General features: G+C 35.1%; 15 protein-coding genes. 4 read left to right on the top strand and 11 right to left on the bottom strand.

Annotation, left to right across the window (positions count from 1 at the left end):
* The first annotated feature begins 27 nt into the window (after nucleotides 1-27).
* From BMX53_RS15020 to BMX53_RS15005, 4 genes are all read left to right on the top strand, one after another.
* Nucleotides 28-3,927: an efflux RND transporter permease subunit gene (locus BMX53_RS15020; protein WP_074747311.1), complete on the top strand. Its 3,900-nt coding sequence runs from the start codon at nucleotides 28-30 to the stop codon at nucleotides 3,925-3,927.
* On the top strand, nucleotides 3,914-5,404 hold the full coding sequence (locus BMX53_RS15015) for a TolC family protein (protein WP_074747309.1): 1,491 nt from the start codon (nucleotides 3,914-3,916) through the stop codon (nucleotides 5,402-5,404). The genes BMX53_RS15020 and BMX53_RS15015 overlap by 14 nt, the downstream gene beginning before the upstream one ends.
* A gap of 1 nt (nucleotide 5,405) precedes the next feature.
* Nucleotides 5,406-6,992 carry an efflux RND transporter periplasmic adaptor subunit gene (locus BMX53_RS15010; RefSeq protein ID WP_074747307.1) on the top strand — a complete coding sequence of 529 codons (1,587 nt, stop codon included), beginning with the start codon at nucleotides 5,406-5,408 and terminating at the stop codon, nucleotides 6,990-6,992.
* Between the two features lie 176 nt (nucleotides 6,993-7,168).
* Nucleotides 7,169-7,759: a DUF3347 domain-containing protein gene (locus BMX53_RS15005; RefSeq protein WP_074747305.1), complete on the top strand. Its 591-nt coding sequence runs from the start codon at nucleotides 7,169-7,171 to the stop codon at nucleotides 7,757-7,759.
* Between the two features lie 286 nt (nucleotides 7,760-8,045).
* On the opposite strand, the gene BMX53_RS15000 is transcribed toward BMX53_RS15005, so the two are convergent.
* The 11 genes from BMX53_RS15000 to BMX53_RS19140 form a co-directional block, all read right to left on the bottom strand.
* Nucleotides 8,046-8,288, bottom strand: a complete 243-nt coding sequence (locus BMX53_RS15000) for a hypothetical protein (protein WP_074747303.1) — start codon at nucleotides 8,286-8,288, stop codon at nucleotides 8,046-8,048.
* A gap of 193 nt (nucleotides 8,289-8,481) precedes the next feature.
* Nucleotides 8,482-10,494, bottom strand: a complete 2,013-nt coding sequence (locus BMX53_RS14995; RefSeq protein WP_074747301.1) for an OmpA family protein — start codon at nucleotides 10,492-10,494, stop codon at nucleotides 8,482-8,484.
* 31 nt (nucleotides 10,495-10,525) lie between these two features.
* Nucleotides 10,526-11,458 (bottom strand): PorP/SprF family type IX secretion system membrane protein, encoded by a 933-nt coding sequence (locus tag BMX53_RS14990; protein ID WP_074747299.1) that lies wholly within the window; start codon nucleotides 11,456-11,458, stop codon nucleotides 10,526-10,528.
* 561 nt (nucleotides 11,459-12,019) lie between these two features.
* Nucleotides 12,020-12,469, bottom strand: a complete 450-nt coding sequence (locus BMX53_RS14985; protein ID WP_074747357.1) for a hypothetical protein — start codon at nucleotides 12,467-12,469, stop codon at nucleotides 12,020-12,022.
* A 271-nt stretch (nucleotides 12,470-12,740) separates the two neighbouring features.
* Nucleotides 12,741-14,804, bottom strand: coding sequence for a S8 family peptidase (locus tag BMX53_RS14980; RefSeq protein ID WP_074747298.1), 2,064 nt, complete (start codon nucleotides 14,802-14,804; stop codon nucleotides 12,741-12,743).
* A 486-nt stretch (nucleotides 14,805-15,290) separates the two neighbouring features.
* Nucleotides 15,291-16,010 carry an ATPase gene (locus BMX53_RS14975; protein WP_074747296.1) on the bottom strand — a complete coding sequence of 240 codons (720 nt, stop codon included), beginning with the start codon at nucleotides 16,008-16,010 and terminating at the stop codon, nucleotides 15,291-15,293.
* Nucleotides 16,011-16,024: 14 nt separating this feature from the next.
* Nucleotides 16,025-16,249: a hypothetical protein gene (locus tag BMX53_RS14970; protein WP_038988497.1), complete on the bottom strand. Its 225-nt coding sequence runs from the start codon at nucleotides 16,247-16,249 to the stop codon at nucleotides 16,025-16,027.
* Between the two features lie 383 nt (nucleotides 16,250-16,632).
* Complete coding sequence (nagB, locus tag BMX53_RS14965; protein WP_074747294.1) at nucleotides 16,633-17,427, bottom strand: glucosamine-6-phosphate deaminase; 795 nt, start codon at nucleotides 17,425-17,427, stop codon at nucleotides 16,633-16,635.
* A 394-nt stretch (nucleotides 17,428-17,821) separates the two neighbouring features.
* On the bottom strand, nucleotides 17,822-20,542 hold the full coding sequence (locus BMX53_RS14960; RefSeq protein WP_074747292.1) for a hypothetical protein: 2,721 nt from the start codon (nucleotides 20,540-20,542) through the stop codon (nucleotides 17,822-17,824).
* A gap of 55 nt (nucleotides 20,543-20,597) precedes the next feature.
* Nucleotides 20,598-23,105: a carbohydrate-binding protein gene (locus tag BMX53_RS14955; protein ID WP_074747290.1), complete on the bottom strand. Its 2,508-nt coding sequence runs from the start codon at nucleotides 23,103-23,105 to the stop codon at nucleotides 20,598-20,600.
* 26 nt (nucleotides 23,106-23,131) lie between these two features.
* Nucleotides 23,132-24,496 carry a hypothetical protein gene (locus BMX53_RS19140; protein WP_449406553.1) on the bottom strand — a complete coding sequence of 455 codons (1,365 nt, stop codon included), beginning with the start codon at nucleotides 24,494-24,496 and terminating at the stop codon, nucleotides 23,132-23,134.
* Nucleotides 24,497-24,745: the final 249 nt, after the last annotated feature.

Raw genomic sequence — 24,745 nt, 5'->3', positions numbered from 1 at the left:
ATTTTTTAATACAGAAAAATACTTCTTATGCTTAATAAAATCATTAAGTACTTCTTACACAATAGAGTGATTACTCTATTGCTGTTGGGTGTTGTGATTATTTGGGGACTTGTAACAGCTCCATTTAACTGGCATCAAAACATATTGCCGAGCGATCCTGTACCAGTGGACGCGATACCTGATATTGGTGAAAACCAACAGATTGTTGCAACTGAGTGGATGGGACGTTCGCCTAAAGATATCCAAGAACAAATCACTTACCCCCTTACTACTTCTCTACTTGGGATACCAGGGGTAAAAACAGTGCGTAGTAGTTCTATGTTTGGGATGTCATTTATCTATATCATTTTCGAAGAGAACGTGGAGTTCTACTGGAGCCGTTCACGTATCTTAGAAAAGTTAAATTCACTACCTGCAGGGACACTTCCAGAAGGAGTTATTCCATCACTTGGGCCTGATGCTACTGCTTTAGGGCAAGTGTATTGGTACACCCTTGAAGGGCGTAATCCAGAAACAGGAGAACCTACAGGTGGATGGGACCCAGATGAATTGCGTACTATTCAGGACTTCTATGCCAAGTATAGTTTATCAGCAGCTGAGGGAGTATCTGAGGTGGCTTCTATCGGTGGATATGTAAAGGAATACCAAGTAGAGGTAAATCCTGATGCTATGCGCGCGTATAACGTTTCTGTAATGGATGTAATGTCTGCTATACAGAAGAGCAACTTGGACATTGGAGCTGAAACGATAGAGATCAACAAAGCTGAATACTTAGTTCGAGGTCTTGGATATATCAAGAATGTAAAAGACTTAGAGGACGCTGTGGTTACTGTGCGTCAGAACGTTCCTGTAAAGATAAAAGATGTTGCCTTTGTAAACCTTGGTCCTGCTACACGTCGTGGAGGATTAGACAAAGAAGGTATAGATGCTGTGGGAGGTGTAGTTGTGGCTCGTTATGGCGCTAATCCGATGCATGTGATTAACAATGTAAAGGATAAAATAAAAGAAATGGAAGCTGGTCTTCCGCAAAAGACTTTAGCTGATGGTACTATATCTAAAGTTACAGTTGTACCCTTCTATGACCGCTCTGGATTAATCCAAGAAACTATTGGTACCTTAGAAACGGCCTTAGCTCATGAGATATTAATCTGTATTATCGTAGTGATAGTACTGGTTATAAACCTTCGCGCTTCGGTAATTATCTCAAGTATCTTACCTATTGGAGTACTGGCTACTTTTATCATTATGCGATATATGGGTATAGAGGCTAATATTGTAGCTCTATCTGGTATTGCCATTGCCATTGGAGTAATGGTCGATGTGGGAGTCGTCTTTGTCGAGAGTATCCTAAGGTACATGGAAGAGGAAAAAGAAAAGGGGATTCAAAGCAAAGGAATGGCTTTTGTCAATCTTATTACTAAAGCGGTATCAGAGGTATCAGGAGCTTTATCTACGGCTATGCTTACCACTATTATCAGTTTCTTACCTGTTTTTGCAATGGAAGCGCAAGAAGGTAAACTGTTTAAGCCCTTAGCTTATACCAAGACCTTCGCCTTATTATCAGCATTTATCTTGGGAATTATCGTACTTCCGACTATTGCATACTACGTGTATTCTATTAAAATAGACGGTAAGAAAATGCGTAAAATAGCTAATTATATATTAGGCGTTTTAGGTATTGGATTGTGGATCTATACAGGAGAGTTTATAGCAGTTACTTTAACTTTAGTAGCTGTAAATAACCTATTTACACCTTTGTGGAAAGGAGAAAAAATAGCCAATTATATCAATGTAACTTTAACTCTATTTGTCGCTTTATACTACTTAACTGTAGAATGGCTACCTCTGGGGACTGGGCAAAGCACAGGATTAAACTTCGTATTTGTATTCTTAGCCATTGGTTCTATTTTAGGTGTTCTGTGGCTGCTTGTTATCTACTATGAGCAAATCCTAAGATGGGCACTTACTCACCGCTGGAAGTTTATGAGTATTCCGATTATCACTTTGCTATTTGGTATGCTGGTATGGTTAGGTGTGGATAAGAGTTTTGGATTTGTAGCTAAAGGATTTGAAACTGTTGGATGGAAATCATTTAGAGAGACTGCTTTTTGGCAAAAATCAACTACTACCTTCCCAGGTATTGGACAGGAGTTTATGCCAAGTCTTAATGAAGGATCTTTCCTACTTATGCCAACAAGTATGCCTCACACAGGTATTGAACAAAACTTAAAGTTCATTGGTACGTTAGACAAGCGTATTCAAAACATTCCTGAGGTGGAAATCATCGTAGGTAAATGGGGACGTGTAAACTCAGCCCTTGACCCCGCTCCTACTCAAATGTTTGAAAACACGATTAACTATATCCCTGAGTATATCTTAAATGAAGATGGACACAGAGAGAGATTTAAAGTAAATAAAAATGGAGAATTTGAACTAATCAGCGGTAAAACTTATAACCCTAAAGAAGGTTTTAGAAAAGTACCAAAGGATAGTTTAATCACAGATAAAGATGGTAAGTTCCTGCGTCAATGGCGTCCAGAGATTAAAAAAGCAGATGATATCTGGCAAGAGATTGTCAATGTATCACACTTACCTGGACTAACATCAGCGCCTAAATTACAACCTATCGAGGCAAGACTTGTGATGTTATCTACAGGTATGCGTGCTCCTATGGGACTTAAAGTATCAGGACCAGACCTTGAGTCTATCGAGGCAGGTGGTAAAGCATTAGAAACAGCGCTAAAAGACATTCCTTCTATTATGCCTTCGACTGTGTTTTATGATCGTGCTGTAGGTGCTCCTTATATTGAGATTCATCTAAACCGTAACAATATGGCAAGATACGGTATTACTGTATCTGACTTGCAAGATGTAATCGGAGCAGCTATCGGTGGTATGGCTTTAACTACTACAGTAGAAGGACGTGAGCGTTTCCCAGTAAGATTGCGTTATCCACGTGAGCTTAGAGATAACCCTGATCAGCTGGCTAAAATGCTTATTCCTACTGCTACAGGAGCTCAAATTCCTCTTAGTGAAGTAGCTGATATCGAATATGCTAAAGGATCACAGATGATTCAGAGTGAAAATACGTTCTTGTTAGGATATGTAATCTTTGATAAAATAGAAGGAAAAGCAGAAGTAGATGTAGTACATGAGGCAGATAAGCTATTACAAGCTAAACTTGCCTCAGGAGAACTAACACTTCCGAAAGGAGTGACTTATAAGTTTGCAGGTAATTACGAGCAACAAGAAAGAGCTTCACAGCGATTACTATATGTAGTGCCGATGAGTTTACTAGCTATCTTACTTATTCTGTACTTCCAGTTTAAAACAATAGCAGCATCACTGATCCACTTCTCTGGAGTATTTGTAGCCTTTGCAGGAGGATTTATCCTATTGTGGTTATATGGCCAACCTTGGTTTATGAACTTCTCTATTGGAGATATGAATATGAGAGACCTATTCCAGATGCACAACATCAACTTAAGTATAGCCGTCTGGGTTGGGTTTATTGCCCTGTTTGGATTAGCTACCAACGATGGAGTACTGATGGGAACTTATATTCACGATACCTTTGAGGCAAGAGATCCTAAGACTAAAGAGGAAATTAGAGAAGCAGTAGTTTACGCAGGACTTAAACGTGTAAGACCAGCGGCTATGACTACAGCAACAGCTCTTATTGCACTTCTTCCGGTTATGACCTCGACAGGAAAAGGAGCTGAAATTATGGTACCAATGGCTATTCCTACTTTCGGAGGAATGCTAATTCAGTCCATGACTATGTTTGTGGTACCAGTGTTCCAATGCTGGTGGAGAGAATGGGCCATTAAGAAAGAAAATAGTAAAAAGGGGAATAAAGAGCACGAAACTCAAAATGTGGAATTGGAAGTAACTTCACTAAAAACTACAGATAATGAACAAGAATAAAAGTAACATGTATATATATTTAGCTTCAGCGTTCTTAGCAGTGACTAGTTTCACTGCTACAGCTGTAGCTCAAGAACAACCTAAGGATTCTTTAGCTCATTACTTAAATGTAGCTTTAGAGAATAACCCTGGTGTGAAATCTCAAAAGCTTGCCTATGAAGCATTCCTTCAGAAGATACCACAAGCTGGAGCTTATCAAGACCCTGAATTATCTATGGAGTTTTATACTAAACCTATGGATATTGTAGGGGGAAGAAACATAGGTAATGTAAGTGTGATGCAAATGCTTCCATGGTTTGGAACACGTAAATCTGCTCGTGTTGAGGCTAATCACATGGCCAATATGCAAAACGAACAATACAAAGAAACTATAGATAATTTAACCCTACAGGTTTATACGCAGTGGTATAACTTGCAAAAGTTAAATGAGCAGCTTCAAAATAACCAAGAAAATAGAAAACTATTACAACAGTTAGAACAACTGGCTATACGCAAGTTCTCTGCTCCTTCTAATAGTGCTAAAGTAACTGCCACACCTAAGGTAAGTAGCAATACTGCTTCTGGTGCAACAGCTTCTGCTTCTTCTGGTATGGGAGGTATGAGCATGGGAGGCGTGGCTAAGGCAAGTGCTACTCCATCAGCTTCGATGTCATCCATGTCTTCTGGCTCAGGTATGAGTGAAATGGGAAGCTCAAGCGCTTCGGGAATGTCTGATGTACTTCGTATTGGACTTGAACTAATCGAGATTGAAAACAATATCGAAAGCTTACACTCTCAAATCAAAGCAGAGAAAGCTAAGTTTAATGCCTTATTAGACAGAGATGCTACTAAGGAAGTAGTGTTAGGTCAAATAGAGAAAGTAAACTTTCTTTATAGCGAAGAAGATGCTCTTTTGGCCATAGAGTTAAACAACCCAATGCTTGGGATGATAACTGAAGAAGGATTAGCTTATAAGGCTAAAGCTGAAATGGACAGAAAGATGAGCTATCCGATGATAGGTCTTGGAGTGCAATATATGATTATTGGTAAGACTAATGATATGATGCTGGCTATGGGAGATATGAATGGTAAGGATATGATTATGCCTATGATGACAGTAAGTCTACCTATTTTCCGCAAGAAGTATAAAGCTCAACAAGAAGAAGGTAAACTGTGGTGGAAATCAAGTGATAACAAGTTTCAAGAAACTTATAATACTTTAAAAAGCGAGTATTATGGATATAAAAGCCAACTTGATGATGCTGTGCGTGTAGTGACCCTTTATGAGAAACAAACTACTCTTGCTCAGACTACTTACAACCTTATCATTAAGGAGTTTGTAACAGGTAAGAGTGATTTAACTAATGTTATCCAAGTACAACGACAACTACTGGATTACCAGTTAAAAAAAGCAGAAGCTATTGCCAATTACAACACGATGGTGGCTTCTATCAAGAAATTATTAGCAGTACGTGACAACACACAAAATATTCAGTAAAATGGACAAACTAAAAAATATATTCAAGAATAATATGGTACGCTATGGCGCTATATTATTAGTAGGTTTACTATTAGGATGGATGGTATTCGGAGGAGCAGGATCACATGAGCACAACGGAGAACCAGCCACTACAGAAGAAACAAATACAGTATGGACATGTTCTATGCACCCACAGATTAGAATGGACAAACCAGGTAAATGTCCACTATGTGCTATGGATTTAATTCCGCTTAAATCTGGAGATGGCGGTGATGATGCTATTGATGACCAGGCTATTCAAATGTCTAAAGAAGCTGTAGCACTGGCTAATATTCAGACTACTAAAGTAGGCCATCAAGACGCTATCAAAGACATACAACTCTACGGAACTATACAAGTGGATGAGCGATTACAACAATCACAAACTTCACATGTTAATGGACGTATCGAAAGATTATATGTAAATTTCACTGGGGAGTCAGTAAAACAAGGACAACTAATTGCTACTATCTACTCTCCTGATCTATTAACGGCTCAACAAGAATTATTAGAAGCAGCTAAATTAAGAGACTTACAACCTTTGCTACTTGATGCTGCCAAAGAGAAATTGCGCATCTGGAAGATGTCTGAAGCGCAGATAAACAAAGTGCTAAGCACAGGACAAGTATCTCCTTATGTATCAATACACGCGAATACTAGTGGTATAGTGGTAGAGAAAAGCGTAAACCAAGGTGACTATATCAACCAAGGAACAGTACTTTACAGCATCTCTAACCTATCTAAGCTTTGGGCTGTATTTGATGCTTATGAGAATGATCTTCCGTTTATTAAAGAAGGAGATGTATTAGAATATACACTTCAGAGTTTACCTGGTGAGGTATTTAAAGGAAAGATTGCTTTTATCAACCCAATTATAGATGCTACTTCAAGAACAGCTAAAGTAAGAGTTGAGACAGATAATAGAAAGAACAACTTAAAACCTGAGATGTACGCAAGCGCTAAAATCTCTGCTCCTTTAAAACAATACAACAAAGAGATAGTTATCCCGAAATCAGCAGTACTTTGGACAGGTAAGCGTTCTGTAATCTATGTAAAACAGCCTAATACCTCTACTCCTGCCTTTATGCTAAGAGAGATTGTTTTAGGGCCTTCACTTGGAGAGAACTATGTAGTGATGTCTGGATTAGAGAACGGTGAGGAAATTGTAACTAACGGGGTATTTACAGTAGATGCAAGTGCTCAGTTAGAAGGTAAACGTAGTATGATGAATAATGATGAAGCACCTGCTGCAACAGGACATGCTAACCACGGTGGTGAGCATACAACTACAGCCAATGCTAACTTAGAACACACTATGCTTAAGGTAAAAGGAAACTGTGACTTATGTAAAGAACGTATAGAAACAGCAGCTAAAAAAATAAAAGGAGTATCTTCTGCTACTTGGGATGTAAAAGATAAGGTATTACACCTTAACTTTGATAAAAAGCTAACGTCTAAAGCAGCGATCTCTAAAGCCGTAGCTAAAGTAGGTCACGATACAGAACTTGACAAAGCTACAGATGCTGATTACAAAGCGTTACACAGCTGTTGCCAATTCGAGAGATAAGGTTTTGGTTCACTGTTTACGATTGTAGGGGTAGGACAGAATGAACAATCCCCTGTGGACATTAAAAATGATGGGCCAAAAGATGCAGTGGACATTCACCCACACAAAAACACGATAACGCGGATTTGCAATCTGTGCTTTTAAACGAAAAAACAAATACAAAAAATAACAATCAAATGAAAAAAGTAATTTTAAGCTTTGCAGTATTAGCTCTTACACTTACTGCATGTAATGACAAAAAACAAGACACACAAACTCCAGTTGCAACAGAAGAGCACGCAGGACATGACCACGGTGACCATACTACTGCAGCAGCTGCAGAGAAAGTAACTACAGTAAAAGAATCTAATTTATTACAATCAAGTTTAGATGCTTACTTCTTAGTAAAGAAAGCTCTTCAAGAAGACAACTCAACTGAAGCTACTACAGCTGGTAAAACACTTGTAACTAACTTAAAAGCTATAGTAACAGAAGACGCTGCTGCTAAAGAATTAGTAAAAGAGTTAATCGAAACAGCTACTAAATTAGAATCAACAGATATCAAAGTTCAAAGAAGCGAATTCGAAGACCTTACTGAAGACTTAGTAAAACTAATCAGCATCGTAGGTACAGACAGAGTAGTATTTGAGCAATACTGTCCTATGTTTGACAATGGTGAAGGTGGTAAATGGTTAAGTGATGTAGAAGAATTATCTAACCCATTATATGGTTCTTCAATGCTTAAATGTGGTGCAAACCAAAACAAGATAGCTTTCCAAGCGAAGTAATTAGTCTTTAAAAGCTAAGAATAACCAAACAGGGCATAAAACTTAATTGTTTTATGCCCTATTTTATTTTAATAGTTTCACACAAATAGAATAAGTACTTTCTATATACAGATTTCTAATTATATGCTCTATCCAAATTAAAAAAGCTGTTACCTAAAAGATAACAGCTTTCTTTATAATTTACTATTTCACGTTTACAATACATACAGAAACATTTGTGCTAGGTAACCAAATCACTTCTACCCTTTATTCATTTCATTGAAAAAAGCTTGTTGAACACTCTGGCTTAGAATTGTATCTTATAAACTTTTTCTTTCTTTTTTTGAAATATAAAATGATACCTATATCTAACTATGGGAGTAATTCGATATCCTTTAGCGATAAGTTTATTAATTAATATCTCTGGTAGTTCTTCCATAATAAAAGAACTCTTGCCTTCACTAGCACATTTTTTCAAACTCGATATTATTAAATCATATTTCTCTTCTAGCGCCTTCTCAGCAATAGAGTTAAGTTCATTAGCAGTCATTATTAGTAATAATTATGTTTTTATATAAAGTGTTTTTTACTTTTTACTTCTGATAACATATAGCCTTATTTATGTCTTCATAGCACAATAGGTAAGTATTTATAGGCTATTTTAAACTAGCTAAGCTTCAGTTATAAAATCAAAGGACTGTCTTTATAAGACAGCCCTTTTTTATTGTTTTTTATTACTTGTATTATAACTCTATAATAATAAACTCACTACGTCTATTTTGTTGATGTTCTTTTTCTAAACAAGGAACATTATTCTGACAATGATTAATAATATTGGTCTCACCATATCCTTTTGATTTTAACCTAGAAGGATTAATACCTTGATATATTAACCAATCAACTGTTGCCTGAGCTCTACGCTCAGATAGTCTCATATTATAAGTATCAGGTCCCGTGCTATCTGTATGCGAACGAACCTCTACTTTGATAGTCGGATTATTTTTCATCATCATCGCTACTTTAGCTAGCTCAAACTGAGCATCTGTTCTAATTACAGCACTATCGTGATCAAAGTAAATAGGTGCAAGTGCTAAGCGTTTACCAATATCCTCTCCTTTTTGTATTTCTTTATAAAATTCTGTTGTATCAGAGTTTTTATGCGCTTTAGCAGTATCTGTTGTTACATCATTTAAAAGCTTAAAATTTACAACTATGGCCTCATTAATAACAACATCCTCTACAGATACTTCTTCTGACTTATATCCTTTAGCTTTTACTGAAACGAAATAATCTTTATTTACTTTAACATCCTTAAAGGCATACTCCCCTCTTTTATCTACTTCTATCTCCTCAATTAATCTATGCTTACTATCATATAAGAATACAAAAGCATCTAAAATTGGTTGGTTTGTATTTCTATCAGTAACTTTTCCTCTTATCTCTTGAGCGATATTAAGTTCTGTACCTAATTTCATTCTCACATAATAAAGATCATCTTTCCCTTGTCCATTAGGTCTATTAGAGGTTATAAATCCAAACTTCGCTTCTGGATCTAAATACATAGCAAAATCATCATAAGGACTATTAATTGAGTTTCCTAAATTAACCACCTCTCCAAAGCTTCCATCATCATAAATCTGTACTCCATAAAGATCAAGTCCTCCAAGTCCTGGATGTCCATCTGAGGCGAAGTATAATACATTATCAGAACTCACAAAAGGAAAACTCTCTCTACCTTCTGTGTTTATCTTATTTCCTAAATTCTCTGGAGTACCTAAAGTACCATCTCTAAAAAGGCGTACTCTATATAAATCTGATTGCCCATACCCCCCTGGTCTATCAGAAGAAAAATAAATCCAATCTTGATCTGGTGTTAATGCAGGCGAAGCTGTATTGGCGTGATCGACATTAATACTTAACTTCTCTACATCACCCCATTTTCCTTGTCCAAAACTATAAGCTCTATATAGATTAACCAGTAGTGTTCCATCTTTATACCTTACACTTTTATCCGCTCTGTTGTTACTAGAGAAATACATCGCTCTGCTATCGGCCGAGAAGATAGCATTTGCCTCGTTGTAATTTCCTTCTAACTTTTTAGCAAAAGGTTTGGCCTTTCCTATATATCCATCTATTCTTACTGGAGCTGAATAAAGCTTAGTATAAGGGTCGTTAGTCCAAGAGTGAATCCCTTTTTGCTTTCCTTTTTTAGCAGAAGACGCATAAACAATTTCTCCTTTATATAAAGCTGAACCATACTCCGATCCTGGAGTGTTCACACTATTAAGCTGTTTTACTCTATAGCCATCTCTATTGGTATTAACCTGTTCCAAATAATTAGGATTACTCAAATACTTCTTTACTCTAGAATCATTTGGTGCTTTTTCAGCCAAGATATCCATCTTTTGATTTGCCAAGATATAATCCCCTGTTGTTCTAATGGTCTGAATATATCTATAAAAAGCTTCTATATCCTTTATTTGTTCAGGTGATGTAACTTTAGCAAACAATTTATTGTACCAATGATTAGCCTCTAGATACATACCATTTTCATAATATGCTTTTGCTAGATTCAAAAGGATATCATCTGCTTGTTTCCCCTTTGATATAGCTTTTTCGTAAGTTCCTATAGCCTCAGCATAAGCCATTTTCTCAATCTGTTGATTTGCTTTCTTGACATAACTATTCTGAGCAAAACCAGTAAGAGAAAACAAGCCTAAACATGTTATAAATCCTATTTTGTAAATATTTTTCATTCTTTTTCTTAGTTTATATTGATGCTTTTTTTTAGAAGAAACGAGCCGTAGCTACTCTATTGTACTTATTGAAAATATCAAACCTTAAGAACACCTCGTGAGATCCAGAATTATATCTAGCTAACTTACTTGTATCAGCATCATATGAATACCCTATAAAAAGTCCTTCATTCACTTGGAATCCAGCCAGTGCACTCACTGATGCATCCCATCTGTAAGAAGCTCCTAAAGTAAACTTATCCACAATTAAGAAGTTAGCCGTTAAGTCCACCTGTACAGGTGCTCCAGATACCGTTTTTACTAAGAAAGCAGGCTTAAACTTCAAACTTGGATTAAGCTCAAATACATGTCCTCCCATTAAATAAAAGTGCATTTTTTGACGCATTAGTTTTGTACCATCATGCTCTGATCTATCTGTTGTCATAAAATTAGGAACAGACACCCCTAAATAAGACTTCTCTGAATAAAGAAATAATCCTGCCCCAACATTAGGATTAAACTTATTATTTACATTCTCCCCAAAGGTTGGGTCAGAAGGATCATATATATCAAGTTTTGTGTAATCAACATTTAATAGGTTTGCTGTAGCTTTTAAACCAAATGATAATTTATAATCATCATTTAAATCTACTGCATAAGCAAGGTTTACCGAAAAGTTGTTCTCAGACATAGCTCCTATACGGTCATTTGTATAATTAATACCTCCAGAGAGTCCATTATTTCCAAGTGGAGTATCTATCGATATATTAGCTGTTTGAGGAGCCCCATCAAGTCCTACCCACTGTGCTCTATACATCCCAAAAACATTAAGCACCCCACGACTACCAGAATAAGCGGGGTTAATATTTGTGGTATTATACATATAATGCGTAAACTGAGGGTCTTGTTGAGCGTGCATAGTTGTAACACATCCTAAAGTCAATAAACTCACTCCTATTTTTTTAATATCTACTTTTATTTTCATAACCTTTTGTTTTTTTATTACTAGTATTTACACATAAACAAATAACATACCCAATCCTTATTTTCAAATGTTAAAAAGACAAATAGGATTACTATTATTCTCATTACTTGCCAATACTTTTATGTAAAACAAAATAACAACAAGACTATAAAACAAACAATTAGCTTAATATTATTCAATTAAAAATTACCAAAAGACTTAAAAACAGAAGACCTGAAAAAAAATTACAATATTTTTAGAATAATCACTAATTGACCGCTTTTTCAATTAATCACCAAACATCACAAACACCAAAACACTAAATCACACTAACAGATATTCTTTAAAAAACCAATCCCTTAAAAAAGCTAATATCGCAAACTGCAGAAATTCGCTTTATGTACATATTTTAAAGTATTCTCATCTAACTTTTACTAAATACTATAAGCACTCCCACTAAAACAAGAGAGGTTTCGTCGTATTTTGATTTTATGGGTTCTATTTATTTTAAAAAAGCCCCTTTACTGATAAAAGACTAAAACAAAAAAAGACCACCTAAATCTAGGTGGTCTTTTGTCTTATTTAATCACAATCATCATGTTTGTGTTTGTGATGCTTCTTGTGATGTTTATCCTTGTATTTATTACTCTTTCCATGGTGATGATCATGTTTACGATCATAGTGGTTATGTTTATAATTGTAATTATTCCACTGCTCACGTTGAGATACAGTTAATACATCTCCAATTTCTATACGGATTTCTTTATATAGTTGTTCTCTTTTTCTATTTAGCTCATAATCACTATAACGCTTATTGTAAGCCCAATCATTATAAGTACGCTCATAACGCGCCTGACAATCATTAATCTTTCTCCACTGACTCTTACTTAAGCCTAAAGCTGAAGTATCGTCGTATACCACAGATACAAGTCCCCCAAGGTTTATACCTATACTTGTACTACTAACCCTACTTTGTGCATTAGCAAATGAAGCAATTAATGCAAATGCTCCAATTAAAACTCTCTTTTTCATACTGTTGTTATTTTCTTTGTTTTCTACTTTTGTTAGTAAGGCAAAAAAGTGACAAGAGAAAAACAATCTTTACTCATGTACCATTTTAAATAAAAAGTACGCAACAAATGAAAAGAATTAATAAGTAATTTCCAATTATCTTTAATAAATATTAACAATCTATTTATAAACAAAAACCTAAAGTAACTGAGTATGAACTAGATTAAAACAGTAAAAGCTGTTACCCTAGAACAACAGCTTTTAAGTAATTAACATTATTTAATCTAAACACCTATTTCTTAGCGATACGCGTAGTTTTAGAAGAGTCAAATGTTTTGACCTCTACTATATACACATTAGCATTATGTCCTTGCATATTAACTGATATAGCACCTTGTTCTGCTATCTCAGAAGCAGTAGATACTAGTCTACCATTAATATCGAAAATACGTACATTAACTGTTCTACCATTATACTTTTTACCAACAGTTATAAATAAATTATCCACCACAGGATTAGGCCATAATTTAATATCTGTTGACTCATCATTTTCATCTTCTTTATCCTTCATCTTTCTAAGCTTATCAAACTCTCCAATAGTTGTGATTAATGAATAAGCCTGTGGTTTAGCTCCTTGAAGAGATTTAGAATGTCCTATTTCAATAATATACTTACCAGGTTTAACATCGAAGATTTCTATCTTCTCAATATTATCTACATCATTAACCCCTCTAACAGCTTTTAAATCGTTAAAGTTCTTATTAAGTTTCCATGGAAAATAAACTTCCCCATCTTTTCTAACCACTAAATCAAGATCATTAATAAGAAGAGGATTAGTCTTCATATATTCTTCGTCTGTATTTTTAATAGACACCCCTGCCATTGGATCTGTCCATGCTAGAGTAACCACCATCTTAGTCATAGGTTCTGTCACCTTAATCTCTTGCACATATTTTTGACCATTGTTTAATATATTTTCAGATATATATGCACTTCGCTGATCTTTAGCAGCTAACATTACATCTACACCTGCTTTGGCATTAATTAGTCCCCACCCAAACTTGTGATCAGGGCCAGGGTTAGGGCCAGCTTCATCAGCTGTATGAGCCATTAATGCGCGTATAGTTGCTGATTTATAAGGCATTTTCTTTTCGTTAGCAAATTTAGTAGCCCATTCTTGCCAAAGAATAAATACTCCTGTTATAGCAGGAGCTGCCATTGAAGTACCACTTATACTACCATACACATCATTTCTAGGAGCTGCAGTTATAGGATAAGGTAATTCATAGGCTAAAGAAAAAACGTTAAACCCTTTAGCCGAGATATCAGGCTTTATCCTAAAATCATTAGTAGGGCCTTGACTACTAAATCCAGCAATCTCCACACTAGATGCTCCTGTATAAGAAAGAACATCTTTTACAGCTGCAACCACAACAGTATTTTTAGCTATACTTCCCCCATTTAGCATATCACAATCACAATTAGCCTTATCCGAATTTCTATAAGTCTTACGCTGATAAGTTCCATCATTTCCTGCAGCAAATACAGGCAAATAATACTCATATTCCATTGTTAATGCGTCATAAGATTGACTTGTTTCATCATAAGCTCCTAAGTCTTTTAACCATTCAGGATTTTTAATGTTACCATAATCATCAAAAAAAGCATATCCATATGAGTGGTTACTAGTTAACACTCCTTCAGAAGCCATATAACTCATCTTTTGAATATCATCTTTCCAAGAATAACTCCATATTTTTGCTTTTGGAGCAATTCCTTTAGATTCTTTTTTGACAAAACCACCAGACCCTATAGTCCCCCCAACGTGTGTAGCGTGATAACGTCCATCGTTTAAAAATTGCATTGGAATAGACTCAAGTGGTGGCATAGCCTCTTTTAAAGTTACCCTTGAAGCCCCATTTGTCGCACTAATTCCAAATTCTTGATGTGTATCAAGCATTGGTAAACCATCAATAACACCAACCTGCATCCCCTCTCCTTCTAAAATATCACCAGAGTTTACACCTGATCTAAGATTCTCAGCCCTAGCTGTAACTCTTGAACCTTGGTTAAGAGTAATTTTATATCTTAAAAAACCATTAGCATCCACACCATCTAGCTCAAAGTAATTTCCTCTAGCATTCACCCCTACAGTAGGTAGATTATCTTTAGCAGCAATTGCATAAGCTCTCTGTCGATTCTCTTGAGCTCTTATTGAAAAAGAATTAATTATTTTCGAAGACTTATCTAAGTCATAAGTAGATCTAATAGCATTTCGAGTAGCCATAGTCTGTCCCATAGCATTATGTCCATAAACACAGCACATTACAAGAATAGGGAGTAGTAATTTTTTCATATCCTTAACAGTTTATGAATCTAAAAGTAATAATAATTTAAACTATCCATAATTGATTACTTCATTTACATAACAAATAGTCAGTTTTATTTGAATAACTTCATCATTTTGACAATTTACACTCAAAAAGGGAGTAAAAAAAAGGGATTAAGAAACAGGAAATGGTGGACAGTTGACTGTTAAGGATTGTTGTCTTACAAGCATTATGTATATCACGCTACGCAATAGTCTCCTGACTTTGCATAGCGTCTTTTTGTTGGTGTCACTGATTGCAAATCCGCGCCATAAGGAAAGAGCAGGAGTGTTACCTCAATATTACCATACAGGATGTATATAATGCCGAAAGCAAAACTGTTCCCCGTTTCCCAAAACAACATCACCGAAAAATAAAAGCACAAAAAAAAGCCATAACCTTAAAGTAACAGCTTTACTACATAACGACAATTTTTGTTAATATAATTGATTTTCTTACCAGAAGAATCTTTTCTATATTTTAATTATATGATTAATTAAATAATCTAAAATCCATTGAGGAACAATTTCTTTGTGAAATTTAACCTCTTCTCCATTTTTTTCAAACAAAATACTCTGTTCTTCCCCTTCAATAGAACTATCACATATATATGCTCTATCCACTGCTAAAAAAGCATCTTTTAACAAATCTAAAGAAGCATAATATCTTTTTTCTATCTTATCCTCAGCCACATCATGACCTCCCTTAGATACTCTTAATTTTACTCTACTTTTATTTATCTCAGGATCACTTGTACAAATAAAATAAAGATAAGTTTTAAATCCTTTCTCTTTTGCTTCATGTAAAAAATTCACTTTAGAAGAGTGTGACATTACAGTTTCGAAGGAAAAAGATTTTTCAAGATTTAGAAGTTGATATCTAAAAAATTCAGCAATAAAAGCGGCTACATAGCTATTCAACTCTGTTGATAATACATACAATATATTATTTTTGATAGTTACTTTTGCCGATTTAATATATTCATATCGCATATCGCCTTTATTAGCAGTTATAAAAGTATCCCAATTAACCTGACTAATTTCTTCTGGAATAAAACTACTACAACATAAATTACCTTTTGTCTTTAATAAATACTCAATATCATCTGCATTAATATAAAAACCAATAGAACATTCTTGTTGAATCGCCTTGATAAAAGTTGATTTACCAGAACCATTTGGTCCTGCGAACATTCTAAACCTTTTCATTATTTACCTAATATAAATGTACGATTAACAATATTCAACTTCACTGTCTTAAATCTAGATTGACGAAGTACAGTACGTTTTCCATCCACACCTATCTCTACCAAATTATCATCTTCCACAACTCGATAACTTAAATTCAACTCCTGATTCTCCTTTACAGCATTACTAAAAGCTTCTCGCTGAATAGAGTTCAATTCCTTAATTTTAATATCTACTACTTTCATATCACTACATTATTAATGTATTTAAAGATACAAATATAATTAACAATCAGCAACTTTTACGCACTTCCCTTTTTCCTAGCCTTTTAATATCCTAAAATATCTTTTATAATTATTATCCCATTCTTAAGTTTCCTAAACAAAAAAAGCCATTACCCCAAAGTAACAGCTTATCTATATTTTAATCGTTTACAGTGAATCAGTTGATAGCCCCCGTAATTAGTAATTATTTTTCTATTTCCTCGCCGAAGGCATTCCAGTTCTTTGTTTCCTTCAAAAGCCCTCGCGCGCCTTTTGGCTCCATCATTAAAGATGTCAACAGGACGTTTTCTTAACACTCGGCCCTCTGTTCCCGAATATCAGTTTTCAATTCCCTACAAAGAAACCTATCTTGACAATAAAGACGCAGCCTCACTATCTAAGATATACTCCACATTATTTAAGCGCTGTAAGAATGTAGCAGGAATATCAGCTGTAATGTCCCCTTGTAGAGCTTTCTGGATAATCTCAGCCTTGCGCTGGCTAAGAGCCATTAAGATAACCTCTTTAGCCTGAGTGATTGTTTGTACCCCCATCGTAATAGCCTGAGTAGGTACTTTATCTTTCCCTCCGAAGTCATCCTTAGCGTCCTCACGAGTAATATCGTTTAAAGTAACCAGACGAGTCTTAGACTCTAGCATTGCTCCTGGCTCATTAAAGCCAATATGCCCTGTACGCCCGATACCTAAAAGCTGAATATCAAGACCTCCGAAGTCAATAATCTTCTGCTCATACAAATCACAATAAGCTTGAATCCCCTCTAAAGATAGAGTCCCATCAGGAATATGAACATTTTGGTGATCAATATCAATATGATTAAACAAGTTGTTTTTCATAAACGACACATAACTCTGATCATCCACAGGAAGGATAGGGTAATACTCATCAAGGTTAAAGGTCACTACATTTTTAAAACTCAACCCTTCGTCTTTATGTAAACGGATAAGCTCTTTATATACTCCTTTGGGAGTAGACCCCGTTGCTAATCCTACAATAGCACGCTGTCCTATATTTTGTTTATTCTTGATTATCTTGGCAATTCTATCAGCTACATAAGCCGATGCAGCATCCTTATGCTCATACACCTTTACAGCATCCTTTCTTGTATAAGTTTGATCCTGTATTTTAAATAGTTCGTTCATTTACTTTCTTTCTCTAAAATAGTCATATAACTCCTTTTTCGTGCTATCATCAATTCACATTAGAATCCCCAAGAGATAGCACTACAAATTATAGCAATCAAAAAAACCCCTTATCATTAAAGGGGGGTTCGTTACACTTTGCTAATTTTGTTTTGTAAATATAGCAATTTATAAAATGCGAACTACACCCAATGGGTGAAAGTCTTGCTTTATTGAGTAAAATGTAGAACGATTAACCAAAGACTAGCTTCTAAACAATGTACATCTAAGAAAATGAAACGTCATATTCTGTAACTGTCCCACAATAATCATTAAACATATTAAACTAGTATACAATTAACTACAAAAAAAGAGCTTCCATCACAGAAGCTCTTTTAATACTTATAAGTCTATTTTATTTATTGTGTTTTTGTTCTTGTGCATAGTCTATTGACCAGTGTACTAAGTTTAGCAAGAACCATGCATTATAAACATCTCCTCCATCGTAATTAGTTGTTCTAGGCGTAAAAAAACCAGTAGATTGTACAGGGTGTGTATTACTAGATGAACCACTTCTATATCCACCCATAAAACCAGCACCTCCTACTCCTACAAACCCATATTCATTATGGACAAAACTAAATACATTAGTATTAGCATTAGATGAAGTATTATTCAGATATGCAATTGTTGTGAATCCTTGAGGTAATCGATCTAATGTAAATAATTGTCTTCCATTATATCCTTGACCTAATAACTTATTGTTCAGAGTCACATTTCCATACTTGTAGAAGTGCTGACCTGCTTCCCCTAAAATTAATTTAGTAACTTCAGAAGTTGTTGCTACAACCCTATTTGCACTCTTATTTTCTACACTTCCTCCTGCTTTTGTTGTAGCTGATACACTTTCATTGGTAATTAACTTAATTAATGTCGTCATTTGATTGACATTATTTCCATCCTCTCCATAAACAACAGCTCCTTTTTTCTCTTTGATATAATTTGCTAAGCTTTGTAAACTATTCAAATCCTTACCAAAACCACTTCCATCATTAGCTCCTATAAATACCAAATCAGCTTCTTTAAGAGTATTAGCAAAAGTGCCATTTGTCATATCTCGATAATTATTAAGTCCACTACCATTACTTTGAGGGTTAGACAATCCTATAATTTCCAGTTTATCTATCCTTACTATACCATCCCAACCAAAGTTTTCTAATGCTCTTACTAAAGATGATCCTGCATCCCAAGAAGCTCCTTTATTTCCACCTGGGTGCCATGATTGTCCTCCTGATCCACCAATAGAATACATCTTCATTGACTGATAAACAAAATCTACTGGTGCTGTTAAGGCTGTAGTTTGTCCATCCATATACAATCTATATGTTTGAGTAGGCATATCTACTAGTGATTTCCCCTCTGCATCTAATATGATATCTTGTTGACCTGTCTTATCAGTATACCCTTTTGCAACGAATTTAATACCATTGATCTCCTGTGTTGTAAAATCGTACTCTCCTGCAGAAGTAATATTAATATTTAATACTAGTTTCACTCTACTTTTATTTACTCCTACAGATACATCAAATTTAGGAGGGAAGTAATTCTTACTTGTACTAGTAGAAATAAAATGACTCGTGAAGTATAGTTTACTACCTGTAAAATTAACTTCTGCCTTTCCTTTGATGTTCACTACGTATTCTGGACAATTCAGTGCCTTGCTTACTTTCTCTATCGGATAACTGATATCATAATCACGTCCTGAATTAGACTCAAAAGTTACGATAAGTTTTTGCTGTCCATACACTTTCGGGTTCGGTGTATTCTTCTCAGGTCTTAGTACAACATAAGACATATTATCAGTCTGAGCATTAAAATTTAAATCTACAAGATCTGAGGTAAACACCACATCTCCTGTTCTAGCTTTAAAAATCCCCTTACCTGGAGCTGTCACCCTTATAGGTAATTCTATACTGTGATTATTAGTAAAAGGTTTGTTCATTTCCCACTCACCATTAACTTTAAAAGTATAATAAGGATTATTACACAGAGCATCAATATTTACTAGTTCAACGCGAATGTCGTGTTTGATTATTGTCTCTTTTTCTCCTTTTCCAAAATCAACAAATGAATTAGACTTAAAACTCATCGGAGTAGTCATAGCTATGTTAGCCTTGCCCTCTGCAACTAATTTTAAACTAGCCTTTTTAGTAACAATCTCGTTCTCTGTCAAGTATCTAGACCCCTTAAACTTCATTCCATTTTCTAGTACTCCTGTAACCTCTACTTTACCAGCCGAAGTAATATTAGTCAGTTCAGCTGTTAACAGATCTTCTCTATTTGTTATATCATTTCCTTTATAAATTTTTTGAGAACTCTGATTAATCGTAAAGTCATATTTAAGTCCTACTTGATTTACAAAATTACTTGCCACACAAGTTGAACTCACACCATTTAAAACAAATCTAATATCATCACCAGCTACTGATGGTGCTCCATTAATATTTCTAGGATATCCCTTTTCTGGAGTTCCACTTCCTTTTAAGACCACATTATAAATCCCCGCAGATGGAAAAACTCCACTAGCATAAAACGAATACCCATTGCGCTTATTAGTTCCCATCTGAAATGCTTCTGCTTCTATTTGATAAGATCCTGCCACAGATACATTCACTTGAATATTGATTGTATTAGCACGAGGTTGTAAGAATACCTTCTCAGCATAATTCCCCGTTATTACAATACCTGAACATCCAGCATTTGTAATTTCTACCTCTGCAGGTTCATTTTCATCTCCACATAAACTTAACCACAACTGACGAGTAGCACTAAAAAACTCAACACAATCAATAGTGGTATTAAACACCATTAATCCCGGTTTTATATCCTTCAGAGGTATGGCAGAGCGCTCCTCTGTACTTAATCGTGGTAATACAAATCCCCTTTCTGCAGAACTCAAATCTAGAATACTAAAGCCTAGAGGGTTTAATGTATTAGTTAACACCGTACCATCAGATATCTGTGTCCCTTTAACTGTTTGTTTCTCCTGAGCTAACATATCTACAACTGGTAATAACCATAGTAGACAAGTAAGCAAAGACCACAAACTATATTTAAATATTTTTCTTTTCATCATAAACAATTCTTTTTAGAAACAAGCTAGAGCGTTACCACTCTAGCTTATTTTTCTATTATTTAATTGGTTTATTCACTTTTACATATTCTATAGCCCATGCCATAAGGTTAGCATATAGTACACTGTTATACACTTGAGAACCTCTGTCATAAGGTTTCGCAATAGGCGTACCATCAGCTGTGTATTTAGATGGCCAAATACTAGTATTAGTATTAGTCATCGTTCCTACTATCCATCCACCATCTCCAAAGAATGCAAATCCTAAAGATTTATGTTTTAGTCCCCATATCGCACCTGATCCATCATTTCTAGCAATAAGTGGTGTTAATTGAGAATTATTACTCACACCATCAAAATACCAACCATTCGTTGCATCATTACCGATATACTTGCCTTCTAGATCACCAAATGGTCCTTTTATAATAGACTCATCTTTAGCTGAGTTTAACACAGGATTAATCATTGTAAACTTACCACTTGCACTACCCACACTCTGACCTGTTAGTGATTCTATAAATTGTTTACTAGAGGTATGCACTGTATTTTCATCATTAATAATCAATACTCCTTTTTCTGTTTTCACAAACCAATCAAACACGCTAAGAGTAGCCTGATTAGCATTATAACCAATCACATTAAGGATAATATCTACCTTGTTATTAATAATATAATTTCGCAAATGTTCTCCTTGATATCCCGTAGTTAATACTCTTATACTATTTACATTTACTATTCCATTAGGACTAAAATTCTTCACACTATTTAGAATAGCACTTCCCGCATATGTATTACCTGATGGGCTTGCTCCATAGTTAACATGACCTAGAGTCAACACTACAATATCTCTATTAACTACATTAACTGTAGTCGAACACACAGTGTTTCCTGATTGACTATCTGTACTGATCATATAAGTTAGACGTCCACCTTGTTTGTAATTACCTGATGGTTTTAACTCTACAACGTGTTGACCTGCTCTATCAAAAGTTCCACTAGCAGAGAAACTCACCTCGTTTAAGGTATTTGTACTAATAGAGTACGCACCTGGATAATCTACATTTATTTTTAGCGAAATACTGTTTTGACTAATATCAGTATTTACTAAGTAATTTCCATTTACTACTATACTACTACACTGTACACTATATCGAACTAACTGTTCTACCACCTTAATTTCAGGGAATACATCCCCACACCATTTAGCAGAAGCAGGCGTAATACCAGTAAACTTAATAGAAGTCACTCCTTTTTGAATTATCTGAGTCTTCTCAGGATAAAAAGCTACATATTGTATATCATTTCTAGCGCTATTAAATGTTAGTGTAACATCCTTAGCTACATATTTTATATCTACATTGATACCATTTCCAATAAGCTTTCCATTTAAAGTCATCTCTGGTACAACTCCAGGAGCCTTTACTTTTATAGGTAATAGAATAGCATTGTTTCTATTAATCTCTGTATCTTGTTTGTACTCTCCTCTAAACTCTACAGGATAAGCCGCATTATCACATACCATTTCAAAATCTACTGGCAAGACATGTACTTTTAATTTAAAGGTAGGATTATCTCCTGTAGTAGAATTGGTTTTAAACGAAAACTGCGTTGGTTGATTACTTGGAGTATGCGCCTTAGGCGTCCCTTGTCCTATTAATTCTATCTCGTGTTCTCCAGCACTGTTAAACACACCCGAACCACTAAAAGACATTCCATTAACTACAGAAGGCTCACTCGCTATCTGCCAATATCCCTTATTCGTCACATTCACCTTAACCTTTATCGTATTCTTAGCCGCTGTAAGTGGCACACCAATATATGCCTTCCAACTCGCCTCTATATCTTGACTTACTATTGTAAAGTCTAAGGCAGAAGACTCCACTAAGATTCTAAAGCTATTACATACTGTATTCTCCGTACCATTGATAGTAAACTTCACTAAATCCCCTATCGTTTCATTAGCAGCTAATGGAGTTCCGATACCTTCTAAAGAAATTGTAAAAACACCTGTAGTATTAAAAGTTCCTGATCTTGAAAACGAATATCCGTTATCAGTTCTAGCACTAATGTTATACGTACCTGCTTCCTTTACTGTCACAGTCATATACAGAAGATCAGTATCCTTAAGATATTCACCTTGCTTCAGTTTTTTGACATTAGATCCAGTTTCTAAATAGATATTAGTACAATCCACAATATCTACTGTTGCAGGAGGCAGAGTACCACATAAGCTCAACCATCTACTACTCTTTTTACTCCAGTAATTCACACAGTCCGTGTCAATATTGTAAATAGTTAACCCATTTCCTCTTTCCTTATCAGCGATAGAGATTGCGTTTCTTTGACTGTTTGTAAGCCTAGGTAATAAGAATCCCTTATTTACACTTTCTAACTCTAACACAGCCGTTTTAGATGCAGTTACCTCACTATTAGGCACACTACCATCTTTTATCTTAGTCGTATTTATTCCTCCTTGCCCTAGAGCCGTAGCTATGCTAAAAAACATAGCTACAAACCATAAGACTGCAGAACAATTCCATACTTTATTTAATATTGTATTATTCATCAATATAGTATTTGATTAATATTTAACTACTTTAATAATGCTTCCAATGCCTCTAGGCGCTTAGTAAGATCATTAACATCCTTTTTAAGATCCTTAATCTCGCTATCTTTTGCATTAAGCTCTTTTTGTTGATCAATCACGTGTAAGAATAACTCTTCTGTTTTTTCTAATAATTGAATTGACAACTCAGAAACATTAAATGAATACCCTGTCTCCGTTTTCTCTAGATCACTAATTGGCGTAATACCAGGCAAGTGTCTATTTGATTTGATATAACTATCAACAGAGTTCAAATCATTAAACTTATAATCGTATTTTAAACTAGAATACCCGTCAAAGTAGCTCTCGAACACATAATCCGCATAGTAACTATTCGTAGCAGTAATACTACCATTCACACGTAGTTTCTCATTAGGAGCAGCTGATTTCTCTTTATAACCAATACCTACCCATCCCATAGTATAGATATCCTGATTATTCTTAGTCGCTTGTTGATCCTGACCTGTAAACCAAGGTTGTTGAACTAATACATCATATGATATAAAGTGTTTATTCTTATTTTCATCTATATAGATCAACTCTCGTGTATCAGCATTAGCCTCTAGAGACGTTAATGTTTCAGACGATTGGAAGATTTGATCAATAAAAATTGGCGAAACGTTCTTCTCCTCATCCTTGTACACTAAAGCAGGTCTTCCTACTTGTCCAGTATTTAGATCTTCACCATATTTTGCATCAAACGATAATGTAGTCAATGTCTCTAGACTTGTTGATCCACCGCCTGTTGCTCCAAATAGCTCACTCCCTTTTATCTCTTTCTCTTGCCCTAACTCATTTGTATACACATACTTTGTAGCCTGGTATTCTCTTAAAGCAGTTTCTCCCTCACGCTTAACATCCGTATGCTCCTCTAGAAACTCTCCATTAACCTCCACCATATACACATACATATCATACTTCACCGCCTCTAGCGTAGTCTTAGTCTCTTTGGCTCTGATTTCATTAGTAAGGTTAACCTCTACATTAGACTTATTGTCTTTAATCACGATATCCTCACCTACTTTGATTACAGATACATCACCTGCAGCACTAGAAATAAACTGATTTAAAGTATTCTTCACATTATCAAACTTCACTAGTTTGTCAAACTCCTCTATAATCGTTTCAGAAACCTTGATAATTACATCATCTCTTTCTCTTGTCTCGTCAATAAAGTAATACTCTTTTAAATCAACTTTCTCTCCATTTACATCATGTGTGCGATAACCTTTTTCTAATTCAGTTAAAGTTTCTGCAAACACAACTTCAGCGTTATTTTTTCCATCTTTAAAGACAAACCCTGCTTTAACATCATTAGCATTTCCAGTATCTTTAAGTACTAAACTAGCCACAGTAGAGTTCTCCTTAATTAAGTCAATAAGACCTTTAGTATGCTCTTTTCCGTCTGCATCTTTCCAGTTAAAGATAAAGTCTCCGTCTTTCTCAACTACCGTTACAGTTCCAGGAGCGGCCTCTTTCTCTATCTCTTTGATAATCTCTTTAATCACAGAGTTATCCTCAAAGATCGTTTTACTATTATCAATAACTGACTGTACTACATCTATCTGAGTAACTACATCCTTCTCATTGGTATAAGTGTA

Origin of the sequence: Myroides marinus, assembly GCF_900109075.1 — a bacterium.
GTDB classification, from domain to species: domain Bacteria; phylum Bacteroidota; class Bacteroidia; order Flavobacteriales; family Flavobacteriaceae; genus Flavobacterium; species Flavobacterium marinum_A.
This window is presented reverse-complemented; position numbering and strand designations above follow the sequence as displayed.